We start from the raw sequence: 12,603 nt of genomic DNA, 5'->3' as shown, positions 1-12,603 counted from the left end.
GCGGGGGGGGGGTCTCGTGGGGGGGGGCGCGCGGGGGGGGGGCCCCCCGGCGGGGGGGGGGGGGGGGGGGGGGGGGGGGCGCCCCCCCCCCCCCCCAAACCCCCCCCCCCCCCACGACCAAGACCGACGCGCACTACAGCCAGCCGAAAGCGCCGGCCTTCAAAAGCCTAAGCCGACCCCGAATAAGCCAAAGCCATCTCGATCGTCTCGCTCGCCCAAACATCCCAGCTCAGGCCATCGGACCAGAACCGGCCACTGGCGGCCCGGTGCACACAGGATCCGATGATGGTCCGGCTCATCATCCGGATCGCCTGCTCCCGGTCCGCCCGGCGGATCTCCCCGAGACAAGGCTGGGACGCCTCCACGAAATCGCGCTGGATCGTGGCCAGCGCTTGGAGGCCACGATCCCGCCCCTCGGCGCGCTGACTGTCGAGCAGCTCGGAGAAGATCCGGTCGTGGCGGGCGAACGTCCTTGCCAGGGCCCGGGTGAACGCACCGACCACCCCGCGCAACCCGGGCTCAGCGGAGCCGAGCGCTTCGCCGACGCCGGATTCCAGTTGCCCGAGCAGCTGGTCTTTTACGGCGTAGAGCAGCTGATTCTTGCCGGAGAACCGGCGATAGATCGCACCCACCGACATTCCCGCCTGCTCGGCGACCGCCGCGACGGTGAACTCCTCGAAACCCTGGCTTGCCAGAACGTGCTCGGCGGCGGCCAGCACCTTCTGCAAGGACTCCCGGCTGCGGGCTTGCTGCGGCGGGCGGAAGCCCTGCTCGACGGATGACTGGCTCACCGGCCGGACGTTACCACAAACGCGAATGATAACTTCCGTTCGCATCTGACGAGCATGAGGAGGCCGGCCCGTGGTGAGCATCGAAGTACAGGACGCCTACGTCGATTTCCCGATTTTCGACGCCAAGACCCGGTCGCTCAAAAAGCAAGTGCTCGGCAAGGTCGGCGGCAAGATCGGCACCGACGCGAAAGTCCCGGTCATCGAGGCCCTGCGGGACATCTCCCTGTCACTGGGCGACGGCGACCGCGTCGGCCTGGTCGGGCACAACGGCGCCGGGAAGTCCACTCTCCTGCGGCTGCTGTCCGGCATCTACGAGCCGACCAGGGGCAGCGCGCGGGTCGCCGGGCGGATCGCGCCGGTGTTCGACCTCGGCGTGGGACTGGATCCCGAGGTCTCGGGCCACGAGAACATCCTGATCCGCGGTCTTTTCCTTGGCATGAGTCGCAAGAAGATGGAGAAACGGGTCGACGACATCGCCGAGTTCACCGAACTGGGCGACTACTTGCACCTACCCTTGCGTACCTACTCCGCCGGTATGCGGGTGCGGCTCGCGCTCGGCGTGGTGACCACGATCGATCCCGAGATCCTCATCCTCGACGAGGGCCTCGGCGCGATCGACGCCGCATTCCTCACCAAGGCACGCGAACGGCTGGTCGACCTCGCCCGCCGCTCGGGGGTGCTGGTGTTCGCCTCGCACTCCGACGAACTGCTGCGCGAACTGTGCACCACCGCCCTCTGGATGGACGAAGGCCGGATCCGCGCACGCGGCTCACTGGACGAGATTCTCGCCGAGTATCACAAAGTCCTTCGCGCGTAGCCGTCCAGCTCCGCACGGGAGAACGAAAGCTCCGCCACGTCCACGGCTCCGCAATCCAGTCCTCGCGACAAAAAGCTCGCCAGAGCCTGCGCGGTCGCCGGTTCGTCCAGCACGCCACGCCCGGTCTGGTCCGCGTAGTCCCGCAAACGGCTCAGCGCCGCCGGGAAACCCTCGCGGAAGAAGGCGTACGTGGCGGCGAACCGGGTCGGCAGCTGATGCGGATGCAGATCCCAGCCTTGATAGAAGCCACGTTCGAGGGATCGCCGCACCAGGCGCAGATGTTCGCGCCAGGCCGGGAGGATCGCGTCGCCGACGGGCAGCTTGTTCGTCGAGCCGTCCGAAAGCCGGACGCCGGTGCCCGCGGCCGAAACCTGCATGAGCTGCTTGGCGAAATCGGCGGCCGGGTGTTCCATGCTCTGGTACTCGGCGCTGATCCCGAGCCCGGCGCTGTAGTCGTAGGTGCCGTAGTGCAGGCCGGAGCAGCGGCCGCGCGCGGCTTCGATGATCCGCGGGACCGCCACCGTCCCATCGATGTCCACAATGGACTGCGCGGTCTCGATCTGGACCTCGAACCGCAACGTGCCGTCGGTCAGGCCGTACGCGGATTCGAGGCGCTCCAGGACATCCGCCGCCACCTCGACCTGCTCGACGGCGGTCACCTTCGGCAGCGTGACGACGAAACCTTCCGGCAGCGGCCCGCTTTCCAGCAATCCGGCCAAGAAGAGATCGAGCGTGCGGATACCGCGACGGCGGGTCGCGGCTTCGAAGCTCTTGAAGCGGATGCCGACGAACGGCGTGCCGCCCGTGACGGCGAGGGTCCGCCCCGCGGCGAGCGCGACGGCGTCCTCTTCCTCGTCACCCGGCCTGCCGAGGCCGTCCTCGAAATCGATCCGCAGATCTTCGATCGGCTCGGTCAGCAGTTTGGTCCGGACCCGGTCGGCGATGTCCGCGTCCAGGCCCAGCTGGTCGGCGTGCTCACCGAAGACCCGCAGGGCCTGCTTGCCCCAGTCCGCCACGAGCCGCGTCTTGTACTGCGACGCGGGCACGTACACGGTGTGCACGGGCTGGCGGCCGGGCGGCTCGCCGGGGTACTTGGCCGTGACGCGCGCGTCGGCCTCGGCGAGGCGCGCGTCAGCGGCGGTGTAGACGTCCTCGGTGAGCCGCCCGTTCCCCATCGGTCTACTTGATCCGTTCGTAGGCGGGCAGGGTCAGGAAGTCCGGGAACTCGTCGGCGAGCGCGACCTGCTCGAACAGCTCGACGGCGGGCTCCAGCAGTTCCGGTTTGATCTCGGCGGTGAGTTCGCCGCGGACCTCGGCCAGCACGCCGCGCACCAGTTCGGCGGTGACCTTGTCGCCGGTGTCGAGCTGCGTGCCGTTGCGCACCCACTGCCACACCTGCGAACGCGAGATCTCCGCGGTGGCCGCGTCCTCCATCAGGTTGTGAATGGCGGCCGCGCCGTTTCCGCTCAGCCAGGAGGCGATGTAGCGGATGCCGACGTCGACGGCGGCGCGCAGACCGGCCGCGGTGGCGCCACCCGGCGTCGAAGCCGCGTCGAGCAGCTGGTCGGCGGTGACGGACACCTCGTCGCGGGTGCGGTCGAGCTGGTTCGGCTTGTCGCCGAGGACCTTGTCGAACTCCTCGCGGCAGATGTCCACCATGCCGGGGTGCGCGACCCAGGAACCGTCGAAGCCGTCGCCGGCCTCACGGCTCTTGTCGGCGCGGACCTTGTCGAGCGCCGCGGCGGTGACTTCCGGGTCCTTGCGGTTCGGGATGAACGCGGCCATACCGCCGATCGCGAACGCGCCGCGCTTGTGGCAGGTGCGCACCAGCAGTTCGGTGTACGCGCGCATGAACGGCGCGGTCATGGTGACCGAGTTGCGGTCCGGCAGGACGAACTTCTCGCCCGCGTCGCGGAAGTACTTGATGACGCTGAACAGGTAGTCCCAGCGGCCGGCGTTGAGGCCGGAGGCGTGCTCGCGCAGTTCGTAGAGGATCTCCTCCATCTCGAACGCGGCCGGGATGGTCTCGATCAGCACGGTCGCGCGGACCGTGCCGTGCTCGATGCCGAGCGTCTTCTCCGCGTGGGTGAAGACGTCGTTCCAGAGCCGCGCTTCGAGGTGGCTCTCCATCTTCGGCAGGTAGAAGTACGGGCCCTTGCCGCGGTTGAGCAGCTCCTGCGCGTTGTGGAAGAAGTGCAGGCCGAAGTCGACCAGCGCGCCGACCGCCTGGCGCCCGCCGAAGGACAGGCCGCGCTCGCCGAGGTGCCAGCCGCGCGGGCGGACGACGATGGTCGCGTGCTCGACATCGTCCTTCAGCGCGTAGCTCTTGCCGCCGCTCTCCAGCGTGATGGTCTCGCGGACCGCGTCGTACAGGTTGACCTGGCCGGAGACGACGTTCGCCCAGTGCGGCGTGTTGGCGTCTTCGAGGTCGGCGAGCCAGACCTTGGCGCCGGAGTTCAGCGCGTTGATGGTCATCTTGCGGTCGGTCGGGCCGGTGATCTCGACGCGGCGGTCGCGCAGGGCGGGCGGGGCCTCGGCCACCTTCCAGTCGCCCTCGCGGATCTCCTTGGTCTCGGGCAGGAAGTCGAGCTTCCCGGTGATCCTGGCCTCCTCGCGGCGTTTGCTCCTGGCCTGCAGCAACTCGTCGCGGCGGGCGGCGAAGGCCTCGTGCAGGCCGGCGAGGAAGGCCAGGGCCTCCGGCGTGAGGATTTCGTCCCCGCGCTCGACCGGATCGCCGAGCACCTGAGCTTCAGACATGAGTAACACCCCGAGTTCGGAAAGATAACGTCCCTACGGTTTTACATGACGGACTATAGTTTCTGCATAGCGGAACATCAACGCCGACGTAAGGAGTACCACGGTGGCAGCGGAGAAGAACGGGCGCGATGGCGGCGTCCAGTCACTTCAGCGGGCCTTCGAGCTCCTCGAGCATCTCGCGGACACCGGCGGGGAGGCCAGTCTTTCGGAGCTGGCGACCCTGTCCGGGCTGCCGATGCCGACCATCCACCGGCTGATCAGGACACTGGTGGACCTGGGCTACGTCCGGCAGAACACCAACCGCCGGTACGCGCTGGGCGCCCGCCTCATCCGGCTGGGCGAGAACGCCAGCATGCAGTTCGGCTCGTGGGCACGCCCGCTGCTCGCGGAACTGGTCGACGAGGTGGGTGAGACCGCGAACCTCGCCGTCCTGGAGCGCGACGAGGTCGTGTACGTCGCCCAGGTGCCGTCGAAGCACTCGATGCGGATGTTCACCGAGGTCGGGCGGCGGCTCCTGCCGCACGGCACCGGAGTGGGGAAGGCGATGCTCGCGCACCTGCCACCCGAAGACGTCACGGCGCTGCTCGCCCGGACCGGCATGCCCTCCTACACCGAGCACACCTTCACCGACCAGGACGCGCTTCTGCGCGAGCTGGCGAAGATCGCCCAGCAGGGTTACGCGCTCGACGAAGCGGAGCAGGAGCTGGGCGTCCGCTGCGTGGCCGTCGCGGTCCCGGGCGCACCGGTGCCGGCCGCGGTCTCGGTGTCCGGGCCTTCGGGGCGGCTCACGATGGAGGCCGTCGAGCGGATCGCGCCGGTCGTCCAGCGGATCGCGACCTCGCTCGGCTCGACCCTTTCGCGGGACGGGGTCACCGTTTGAGCCTGGTCTCCAAACCGTCGAGCATCCTGTCCAGCCCGTAGCGGAACTTTTCGTCGCGGAGCCGGACAGGATCGGCTTCACCCTCTCCCCTGGCGAGCATTTCCCGCTGGTGCGGGTGCTCTCGCGCGGCCTCCTCGACGGCGGGACGCAGACGTTCCGCCCACTCGCGCTCGCTCCGGCCGCTCTTGGCGACGGTCGTGAGCCAGGCCGCCTCCGTCGTCCCCATGCCGATGACGTAGGAGATGACCGCGCTGATCGCCTGATCCGCCTCGTCTCCGGGAAAGCCCGCGCTCACGAAGACATCCAGCAGCCGCTCGTTGAGCCGCATGACGTTCGGCCCGAGGTACGACAGGCCGACCGAGCCGAGCAATGAAGCCACCCACGGGTGCCGCAGGATCATCGCGCGGACGCTTTCCGCCCCCACGACGGCCGCTTCACGCCACCGCGCCGGATCGTCGCCGTCCGGCACGGTGATCTCGCCGTAGACCTCGTCGACGACCAGTTCGATCAGCTCGTCGCGATTGGCCACGTGCCGGTAGAGCGACGTCGCGCCCGCGTTCAGCGCGGTGCCCAGCCTGCGCATGCTCAGCGCGTCGACACCTTCGACATCCAGGAGCCGGACGGCCTCGGCCACGATCTGCGCCTGGCTCAACGCGGGCTGATCCCGCTTCCGGCGAGGGCGGGTCCACACCGACTGGATCGGCTGTTCATCGACTGACATGCCCCCAGCCTAGCGCACGAAGTACCCCCTTGCGTACGTCGTTCCGATCTGCGTACAGTGTGCGCATCAACCGAACAACGTACGCAAACACTTCTGGGGGTTTCCCGATGAACGAGCCCATACGCGATCCGCGCCGCTGGTGGATCCTGATCGTGCTTTGCCTGAGCACGCTCGTGCTGGTCGTCGACAACATGGTGCTGACGGTCGCCGTGCCGCCGCTGGCCGAAGACCTCGGGGCGAGTGCCCAGGACACGCAATGGATCCTGGATTCCTACATCCTGGTGTTCGCCGGGCTGCTGCTCACGTCGGGAAGCCTCGGCGACCGGTTCGGGCGCCGGAAGGTGATGATCATCGGCCTCCTCCTGTTCGGGGTGGCCTCACTCGTCGCGGCGTTCGCCACGAACCCGCTCGAACTGATCGCTTCCCGCGCGGTGATGGGTGTCGGCGGCGCGCTGATCATGCCGAGCACGCTGTCGATCCTGATCACCGTCTTCGACGACGAGGAACGCCGCAAGGCGATGGCGGCCTGGAGCGCGGTCGCGATGATCGGCCTGATCGGCGGCCCGGTGCTGGGCGGCGTGCTGATCGCGTGGTTCTGGTGGGGCGCGGTGTTCCTGATCAACGTGCCGATCGTCGTCATCGCGGTGATCGCCGCACTCACCCTGATGCCGGAGTCCAAGGGCCCGTGGCAGAAGCCGGACCCGCTCGGCGCCGTTCTCTCCGCGGCGGGCATGGTCGCACTGGTCTGGACGATCATCGAGCTGCCCAAGCACGGCTTCGCCGAGGCAGGAACCCTGATCCCGCTGGCGATCGCGGTCGTGAGCCTGACCGGGTTCGTGTTCTGGGAGCGGCACACGCCGTCGCCGATGGTCCCGCTGAAGCTGTTCCGCAAGCGCAACTTCAGCGGCGGCAGCCTGTCGCTCACGCTGGTGCAGATCGGCAACGGCGGGCTGCTGCTGCTCCTGACCCAGTACCTGCAGTTCGTGCTCGGCTACACACCGACCGAGGCCGGGCTGGCGTTCATCCCGATGGCCGTCGCGTCGCTGCTGTTCAACACCCTTGGCGCCACGCTGGGCCAGAAGATCGGCAACCGGGCACTGACCACGGTCGGCATGATCGTGATGGCGGGCGGGTTCGGCCTGCTCGCGACGCTGTCGGTGAACGAAGGCTTCCTCCTGCCCGCGGCCGCGCTGTTCCTGCTCGGCGCGGGCGGCGGGGTGGCGATGCCGGCGGCGATCGCGGCGCTGATGGGCGAGGTCCCGGAGGAACAGGCGGGGGTCGGCTCCGCGCTCAACGACACGATCCAGCAGCTGGGCGCCGCGCTCGGCATCGCGATCCTGGGCAGCATCGTGTCGAGCCTGTTCACCTCGCAGATGCCCGACTCCGCCCCGGCGCAGGCGCGGCTTTCGATCGGCGACGCCTTCGCGACCGGTAACGACGGCCTCATCGCCGCGGCCCGCGAGTCGTTCACGTCGGCGATGTCGACGACGTTCCTGGCGAGCGCGGCCGGTGTGCTGGCCGCGGCGGTGGTCGCGTTCCTGGTGATGCGGGACAAGAAGACCGCACCGGTTTCGCCCGACGAGAACGTCACTGTCACAGCCTGACGCGCGCTATGAACGGGCCGTTCCTTGCAAAATTTGCAAGGAACGGCCCGTTCATAGCATTGGTCAGCTGCTGAGCAGGGCCTCGACGAACGCGCCCGGCTCGAACGGCGCCAGATCGTCCGGCCCCTCACCGAGGCCGACCAGCTTGACCGGCACCCCGAGCTCGCGCTGCACCTGGAAGACGATGCCGCCCTTCGCGGTGCCGTCCAGTTTGGTCAGGACGATGCCGGTGACGTCGATGACCTCCGAGAACACGCGGGCCTGCATCAGCCCGTTCTGCCCGGTGGTGGCGTCGAGCACCAACAGCACCTCGTCGACCTTCGCCTGCTTCTCGACGACTCGCTTGACCTTGCCCAGCTCGTCCATCAGGCCGGTCTTCGTGTGCAGGCGGCCGGCGGTGTCGACCAGTACCGCGTCCACCCCGGCCTCGGTGCCGCGTTTGACGGCGTCGAAGGCGACCGCCGCCGGGTCCGCGCCTTCCTTGCCGCGTACGACCTCGGCGCCCACGCGCTCGGCCCACGTCTGCAACTGGTCCGCCGCGGCGGCGCGGAAGGTGTCGGCCGCGCCGAGCACCACGGTGCTCCCCTGCGCGACGAGCACGCGGGCGAGTTTGCCGGTGGTGGTGGTCTTGCCGGTGCCGTTGACCCCGGCGACCAGCACGACGGCGGGCTGCTTCACCCCGTCGACGGTGTGCGGCAGCGCGCGGACGGCCCGCACCGCGTCGGTCGACAGGGCGGCGGTCAGCACCTCCTGCAAGACCGCGCGCGCCTCCTCGGACGTCCGCACGGCACGGCGCTTCAGCTCGTCGCGAAGACGCTCGACGATCTCGGTGGTCGTCGCGGCGCCCAGGTCCGCCATGAGCAGCGTGTCCTCGACGTCCTGCCACGAGTCCTCGTCCAGGTCGCCGGCACCCAGCAGGCCGAGCAGGCTCTGCCCGAACACCGACCGGGACTTGCCCAGCCTGCCGCGCAGCCGCTCCAGGCGTCCGGTGGCCGGGGCGATCTCCTCGGCGGGCGCGGGAGCCGGTTCCTCAGTGGCTTCGACGGGTTCGGGAAGTTCGACGTCGCGCACCGTGCGCTGCGCGGAATCCCTCGGCACCGACGCGTCGTCCCCGACCGCGGGCTGACCGTCGGTCTCCGGGCGATCCTCGACCGGGTGTTCCGGTTCCTCGGTCTCCTCGCCGCCGGGGGCGAGCGCGATCCCGCCTGTCGCGGTATAGCCGCCGCCCTTCGGCTTCTCGACGACGTCGGCAGCCTTGGACTCGTCCAGGCTGATCCGGCGGCGGCGCGCGATGAGCAGCCCGGCCACCAGAACGGCGACCAGGACCACGACGGCAACGACAACGATCCAGAACCAGGGGGTACTCGACACGGCGCCATCCTCGCATCCGCACCCCGTCGCGCTCAGACGCCCCACGGGAAGGAAGCCGATCTTGTCAAGCACCCACTGGATAGGACTCATTTCGGACAAGAAGAAACGGTCGTGCTTGCGCGGTCTCCGGAACGAGGGCTAGACCACTTCGAATGACGGTTTTCTCCGGCACTGGGGTCCGGGTCATCGGGCTCATCTCCGGCACCTCGATCGACGGGATCGACGTGGCGGCCGCCGAACTGCGCGCCGACGGGGACACAGTGGTGCTCTCGCCGCTCGGCCAGCTCGAAGTCCCTTATCCCGAAACTCTCCGCGAAGCCTTGCTCGCCGCCCTGCCGCCGAATCCCTGCGACGCCGAACAGCTCACGAAACTCGACACCCTGGTGGGTCAGGCCTTCGCCGAGGCGGCCGCGCGCGGCGTCGACGAACTGGCCGGCGGCGAAGCGGACGTCGTCGCCTCGCTGGGTCAGACGGTGTTCCACTGGGTCGAGGACGGCACCGCGCGCGGCACCCTGCAACTGGGGAATCCGGCATGGATCGCCGAACGCACCGGACTGCCGGTGGTGGCCGATCTGCGCGTGCGCGACGTCGCCGCCGGCGGGCACGGCGCACCGCTCGCCAGCACGATGGACGCGTTGTGGCTACGGGAGATGGCCACGCTCGGCCCGGTCGCGGCCTTGAACATCGGCGGGATCGCGAACATCACCGTGGTCCCGGCCGACGGCGCCGTACTCGCCTACGACACCGGCCCCGGCAACGCCCTCATGGACATCGCCGCGCACCGCGCCACCGGACTGCGCGCCGACATCGACGGAGCACTCGCCCTTCGCGGCGCGGTCCGGCCCGACCTGCTGGCGAAGCTCCTGCTCGACCCGTACTACGCGGCCGCGCCACCGAAGTCCACCGGCAAGGAACTGTTCCACGGCGCGTACCTCGACGCGGCGCTCGACGGGCTCCCGCCGGTCGGCGCGGAAGATCTCCTGGCGACGCTGACCGAACTGACCGCGGTGACGATCGCCGCGGAATGCCGTCGCCACGGCATCGCCACGCTGATCGTCTCCGGCGGCGGCGCCGACAACCCGGCGCTGATGGCCGCGCTCACCAGGAACCTGCCGGGCACGGCGTTGAAGACCAGTGACGACCACGGGCTGCCACGCGCGGGCAAAGAGGCATACCTGACCATTCTGCTCGGCTGGCTGACGTGGTCCGGCGTCCCCGGGAACCTCCCCTCGGCGACCGGTGCCCGCGGCCACCGGTTGCTCGGCAGCATCACCCCGGGCGCGGGCCCCCTGCGGCTCCCCGCCCCGCATACCTCAACCGTGACCCGGTTACGGGTAGCGGCGAAGACCGGCGAGCGATAGGAGATACGGATGCGCGCACTTGACCTCGCGATCATCGGGCTTTTTCTGGTCGGCATGCCCTTACTGGGTGTCTGGATCGGTGGCAAACAGAAATCCGGCTCCGACTACTTCGTCGGCGAAGGCAAGATCTCCTGGTGGGTGGCCTGCCTTTCGGTGGTCTCCGCGGAGACGTCCACCCTCACCGTGCTCTCCGTGCCGACGGTGGCCTACATCGCCACCCCCGGCGACGGCGGGATGACCTACCTCGCACTGGCCATCGGCTACATCGCCGGCCGGATCGTGGTGTCGATGGTGCTGCTGCCGCGCTACGTAGCGGGCAACCTGGTCACCGCGTACGCCTTCCTCGGCAAGCGCTTCGGCAGCGGGCTGCAGGGCACCGCGTCGGTGACCTTCCTGCTCACCCGCACGCTGGCCGACGGCATCCGGCTGTTCGCCACCGCGATCCCGATCAAGGTGGTGATGGCGGCCTACGGCCTGAACGTCTCGTACTGGACCATCGTGGTCGGGCTCGGTATCGCGATGGTGCTCTACAGCTTCTTCGGCGGCGTCCGCGCGGTCGTCTGGGTCGACGCGATCCAGATGCTCTGGTACATCCTCGGCGCGGTCGTGGTGATCTGGGCGATCTCCGGCAGGCTGCCGGACGGCTGGTTCGGCAAGGCCGTCGACGCGAACAAGTTCCAGATCTTCGACTTCTCCTCGAACATGCTCACCGGGCAGTACGCGTTCTTCACCGCGCTGATCGGTGGCGCGGTGCTCTCGATGGCCTCGCACGGCTCCGACCAGCTGATCGTGCAGCGCCTGCAGTCCACCAACGATCTGCGCGCCGCGCGGAAGGCGCTGGTGGCCAGCGGTTTCGTGGTGTTCCTGCAGTTCGCGCTGTTCCTGTTCATCGGTGTACTGCTGTGGGCGCTCTACAACGGCCTCGCCCCGACCAAGCCGAAGCCGGAAGGCCTCGGGCTGGCCAACAAGGACGAACTGTTCGCGAACTTCATCGTGAACGATCTGCCGAGCGGCCTGTCCGGGTTCGTGATCGCCGGGATCCTCGCCGCCGCACTGAGTTCGTCGCTCGGCGCGCTGGCCTCGTCGACGGTGACCGACGTCTACGAACGGGTGATCGGCCGGGAACTCCCGGAAGCCGAACGGCTGAAGCACGGCCGGATCTGGACGATCGTCTGGGCGGGCGCGCTGATCCTGTGCGCGGGTTTCTTCGCCTCCTCCAACAAGACCTCGGCCGATCCGATCGTGGTGCAGGCGCTCGGCATCACCGGGTACACCTACGGCGCGCTGCTCGGCGCGTTCCTCCTGGGCCTGCTGTTCAAGCGGGCGAGGCAGGCGGACGCGATCGTGGCGTTCGTGTCGACGGTGATCGTGATGGCGTTCATCATCCTGGGCGTCAAGTTCAACAAACCGGACGGCAGCCTGATCGGCGTCGACTTCAGCAAGTCGTCCGGGAACACGGTGGCACTGGCGTGGCCCTGGTACACGCTGTGCGGCGTGGTGATCACGCTCGTGGTGGGCGGGCTGTTGTCGCTGCGGCACAAGAGCGTGGACCCGCTGGCCGAAGAGGTGAGCAAAGAACCCGAATCCGTTTGATCACAACGGTTTTCCACAAATGTGGTCCGTGTCACAGTAATGAACGAGCCTCTGATCGTCCCCGTGTCGGTTGCGGGACCCGCCGGCTCACGGCGGGACGAGGAGAGGCGAACTCATGAAACGAGCAACCGTGGCCATCGCCGTCGGCGCATTGCTGATCGGCGGTGGCACGACCGCGTACGCAGCGACGAGCACCGGCGTGCCGGACGCGATCAAAGTGCCGGAGGGGAACAAGCGCATCGCCACCTACCGGGGCGAAGGCGTCCAGATCTACGGCTGCACCAACGGGGCTTGGGCGCTGATCCAGCCCGCCGCGACACTGAGCCACCGCGGGCGGGCGATCGCGCTGCACAGCAAGGGTCCGGTGTGGACGTCCACTGTAGACGGAAGCACGGTCGGGGCTGCGGCCGTCCCCGGCGCGTCCCACCCGAGACCGAACGCGGTACCGGAACTGCTGCTGAAGGCGAACCTGAACAGCGGTGACGGGATCTTCGGCAAGGTCACCTATGTCCAGCGGCTCGACACGCGCGGCGGACTCGCTCCGGCGGGCACCTGCGCGAGCGGCGCGCAGACGGCCGTCCGGTACTCGGCCGACTACGCCTTCTGGGTCGCGAAGTAACCGCTAGTGTCGCGTGATCCTGTTGCCTTGCGCCCGCTGTGGATCCACGTGGTTCCTGGCAAGACGGAGAAAAGTCGCTCGTACTGGAT

Annotated in this window: 11 protein-coding genes; 6 read left to right on the top strand and 5 right to left on the bottom strand. The window is 68.8% G+C overall.

The window, feature by feature from the left end:
- Window positions 1-167: 167 nt before the first annotated feature.
- Window positions 168-791 carry a TetR/AcrR family transcriptional regulator gene (locus ACIBTM_RS30975; protein WP_395880677.1) on the bottom strand — a complete coding sequence of 208 codons (624 nt, stop codon included), beginning with the start codon at window positions 789-791 and terminating at the stop codon, window positions 168-170.
- 70 nt (window positions 792-861) lie between these two features.
- On the opposite strand from ACIBTM_RS30975, the gene ACIBTM_RS30970 reads away from it, so the two are divergent.
- The gene (locus tag ACIBTM_RS30970) at window positions 862-1,608 is read left to right on the top strand and encodes an ABC transporter ATP-binding protein (protein ID WP_395880676.1); all 747 of its coding nucleotides are present in this window, start codon (window positions 862-864) and stop codon (window positions 1,606-1,608) included.
- Here ACIBTM_RS30970 and ACIBTM_RS30965 read toward each other — a convergent pair.
- Both ACIBTM_RS30965 and aceB read right to left on the bottom strand, forming a co-directional pair.
- Window positions 1,587-2,783 (bottom strand): DUF6986 family protein, encoded by a 1,197-nt coding sequence (locus ACIBTM_RS30965; RefSeq protein WP_395880675.1) that lies wholly within the window; start codon window positions 2,781-2,783, stop codon window positions 1,587-1,589. The genes ACIBTM_RS30970 and ACIBTM_RS30965 overlap by 22 nt on opposite strands.
- 4 nt (window positions 2,784-2,787) lie before the next feature.
- Window positions 2,788-4,365: a malate synthase A gene (gene aceB, locus ACIBTM_RS30960; protein ID WP_395880674.1), complete on the bottom strand. Its 1,578-nt coding sequence runs from the start codon at window positions 4,363-4,365 to the stop codon at window positions 2,788-2,790.
- Between the two features lie 103 nt (window positions 4,366-4,468).
- Between aceB and ACIBTM_RS30955 the strand changes: the two genes are divergently transcribed.
- Window positions 4,469-5,245, top strand: coding sequence for an IclR family transcriptional regulator (locus ACIBTM_RS30955; protein ID WP_378368632.1), 777 nt, complete (start codon window positions 4,469-4,471; stop codon window positions 5,243-5,245).
- Here ACIBTM_RS30955 and ACIBTM_RS30950 read toward each other — a convergent pair.
- Window positions 5,235-5,966, bottom strand: a complete 732-nt coding sequence (locus tag ACIBTM_RS30950) for a TetR/AcrR family transcriptional regulator (protein WP_395880673.1) — start codon at window positions 5,964-5,966, stop codon at window positions 5,235-5,237. The genes ACIBTM_RS30955 and ACIBTM_RS30950 overlap by 11 nt on opposite strands.
- Before the next feature lie 107 nt (window positions 5,967-6,073).
- Between ACIBTM_RS30950 and ACIBTM_RS30945 the strand changes: the two genes are divergently transcribed.
- Window positions 6,074-7,570: an MFS transporter gene (locus ACIBTM_RS30945; RefSeq protein ID WP_395880672.1), complete on the top strand. Its 1,497-nt coding sequence runs from the start codon at window positions 6,074-6,076 to the stop codon at window positions 7,568-7,570.
- Between the two features lie 63 nt (window positions 7,571-7,633).
- On the opposite strand, the gene ftsY is transcribed toward ACIBTM_RS30945, so the two are convergent.
- Window positions 7,634-8,941: a signal recognition particle-docking protein FtsY gene (gene ftsY / locus ACIBTM_RS30940; protein ID WP_395880671.1), complete on the bottom strand. Its 1,308-nt coding sequence runs from the start codon at window positions 8,939-8,941 to the stop codon at window positions 7,634-7,636.
- A gap of 152 nt (window positions 8,942-9,093) precedes the next feature.
- On the opposite strand from ftsY, the gene ACIBTM_RS30935 reads away from it, so the two are divergent.
- The 3 genes from ACIBTM_RS30935 to ACIBTM_RS30925 all read left to right on the top strand — a co-directional run bounded on the left by ACIBTM_RS30935 (window position 9,094) and on the right by ACIBTM_RS30925 (window position 12,514).
- The gene (locus ACIBTM_RS30935) at window positions 9,094-10,302 is read left to right on the top strand and encodes an anhydro-N-acetylmuramic acid kinase (RefSeq protein WP_395880670.1); all 1,209 of its coding nucleotides are present in this window, start codon (window positions 9,094-9,096) and stop codon (window positions 10,300-10,302) included.
- A 9-nt stretch (window positions 10,303-10,311) separates the two neighbouring features.
- On the top strand, window positions 10,312-11,895 hold the full coding sequence (locus ACIBTM_RS30930; protein ID WP_395880669.1) for a sodium:solute symporter: 1,584 nt from the start codon (window positions 10,312-10,314) through the stop codon (window positions 11,893-11,895).
- Between the two features lie 115 nt (window positions 11,896-12,010).
- Window positions 12,011-12,514 (top strand): DUF3455 domain-containing protein, encoded by a 504-nt coding sequence (locus ACIBTM_RS30925; RefSeq protein ID WP_395880668.1) that lies wholly within the window; start codon window positions 12,011-12,013, stop codon window positions 12,512-12,514.
- The last annotated feature ends 89 nt before the right edge of the window (window positions 12,515-12,603 follow it).

This window comes from Amycolatopsis sp. NPDC049868, assembly GCF_044461365.1.
Classification (GTDB): domain Bacteria; phylum Actinomycetota; class Actinomycetes; order Mycobacteriales; family Pseudonocardiaceae; genus Amycolatopsis.
This window is presented reverse-complemented; position numbering and strand designations above follow the sequence as displayed.